Here is a 2046-nt window from a genome sequence, read left to right as displayed (position 1 = left end):
CTCGCGTTCACGATGGCTGCGCGAGCGCACGGCCATCGTGAACGCGAGCGCGAAGCTCACGAGCACGTTGAGGATCGCCATGCTGAGCACGCCGGCGCCGGCCCACCACAGCTCGGGCGTGCCGAGCGCATCCTTGCCCAGCACGCCGAGTGCGATGCCGATCGAACCGGCCGACAGCGTCACGTGCCGAACCTCGAACGGGAACATGAACACGGTGACGATCGCCGGAATGAGGCCGAGCATCAGGCCGAGGCCGACGTTCGCGACCACGCCGGCCACATTCGATCGGCAGAAGTGCGCGAGCTTCGCGGCGCCGGCCGCACCGAGCGTGAGGCGCAGACGGCGGTTGTACGTGAGCGCGTCGCCGACCCGGTGCAGCACGAACCAGTTGTCGGCCCAGCCCGCGATCAGGCTCGACGCCCACAGCAGCACGCCGGTCAGCGCCGCGTAGAGCGGCGTCGGGCCGAGCAGCGAGAACGAGTGCAGCGTCGCGTGCGCCTTTTCCGGCGAGATCAGGTTCGCGTGCAGCACGTTGCCCGCGAACAGCTGCACCAGCAGGCACACGGGCAGCACGACGAGCACGTTGCCGGAAATCGCGGCGGCCTGCGTGCGGATCAGCGCGATAACCGATTGCACGAACGCCTTCACGCCTTCCTCGTGGCCGGTGTCGTCGAGCTCGCGCGCGAGCGTCGGCGCGGTCATCGCGGGCTGCTTGGTCGCGAGCGTGAAGTGCAGGAAGTGCATCAGCATGAAGCTGGCCGCGTAGTTGACGCCCGCGAGCAGCCCTTCGAACATCGATTGCAGGTGCGCGCCCGTGATCGCGAACTTCACGCACACGGTCACGACGGTGACGAGGCCGCCGCCGGCCGCCATCCGCAGCATCTTCAGGTACTCGGCGCGGCCGCGCGAGATGTAGTGCTCGCCGGTGTCCGCGTTGGTCTCGACGAGCTTGCGCGCAAACAGCGAGAAGTTGCTGCGCACGAGGTGCGACACGCTCTGGCTGTTGTGGTTCGCATCGATGAGCTCGGCCGTCAGGTGCGCCATGCCGTGCAGGTCGTCGCGCGCCATCCATGCGTTCAGCAGCATCTCGGCGCGCAGGATGCGCATGCGCATCCGCTCGACCTGGAACACGATGTCGACCGACACGCCGTTGCGGTACAGGTGCGAGAACACGTCGTCGACGGCGATCCGGCATTCGTCGAGCAGCACGCGCAGGTAGTTCACCTCGTGCAGCAGCTTGCTCGGGTCGCCGCCGTCCTCGACGGCCGCGTGCGCGGTCTCGACCGCGAGCATCGCGCGCGTGAGGCGGTAGAACGGCTGTGTTTCGAGCGGCTTGCGTGCGTCGTCGTCGGAGAGCCGGCTGCGCACCGTCTGCGACAGGCCGGTCGAGCTGATCTGGCAGGTCAGGTTGTGCAGCGCGGCCAGCAGGTCGCGCGAGAACGAGCCCGGCTCGTGGCGCTCTTCGTCGGTGACGTCGAACGAGATCAGCTCGGCGAGGCGCGTGAGGAGATCGGCGGGCAATGCGTCGATCCATTGTGCGTCTTCCGGCGTCGGGAACATCAGCGTGAACAGTGCCGACAGCTCGCGGCGGTTCGGCGCGGGCGGGATCAGCGACGAGTCGATCCGCTCGAACAGCGCGCCGAAGAAGCCCGAGTGCACGGGCATGCCGGCGTCGCACAGCAACGAGATGCCGTCGCACTCGCGCAGGATGCCGCGCAGGATGCGCGCGGCGTGGGTTTTCCACGCGGGATTGCGATCGAGCACGTGGAACAGGTAGCGCAACCGCGCATGGGCCGGATACGCGCGCGCATCGGTGTCGCGATCGGCCGGCGTGTCCTGCGCGGCCTGCATCGTGCCGGTGCGGCGCAGCCAGTGCGCGAGCTCGATCAGCCATTCGCTGCGCTCGGCGTACGACGCATCGGCGTCGGCGAGCGCGAGCAACGCATCGAGCTGGTGAGCGGCATTGCGCGACGCGCGCCACTTCTTGATCAGGGTCGTCAGGGAACGAAACATAAACGGAATAGCGAAAGCCCTTGGCGGGCGGGA

1 protein-coding gene is annotated in these 2046 nt (G+C 68.2%); it reads right to left on the bottom strand.

Annotation, left to right across the window (positions count from 1 at the left end; all coding sequences use genetic code 11):
• The coding region (locus G3N99_RS39195; RefSeq protein WP_206125080.1) for a site-specific recombinase at nucleotides 1-2013 on the bottom strand (2013 nt) is incomplete at its 3' end.
• Between the last annotated feature and the right edge of the window lie 33 nt (nucleotides 2014-2046).

Origin of the sequence: Burkholderia sp. Ac-20392, assembly GCF_017104585.1 — a bacterium.
Lineage (GTDB): Bacteria > Pseudomonadota > Gammaproteobacteria > Burkholderiales > Burkholderiaceae > Burkholderia > Burkholderia lata.
Note: the sequence above shows the minus strand (reverse complement) of the source record. Positions and strands in the feature narration are given on the sequence as shown.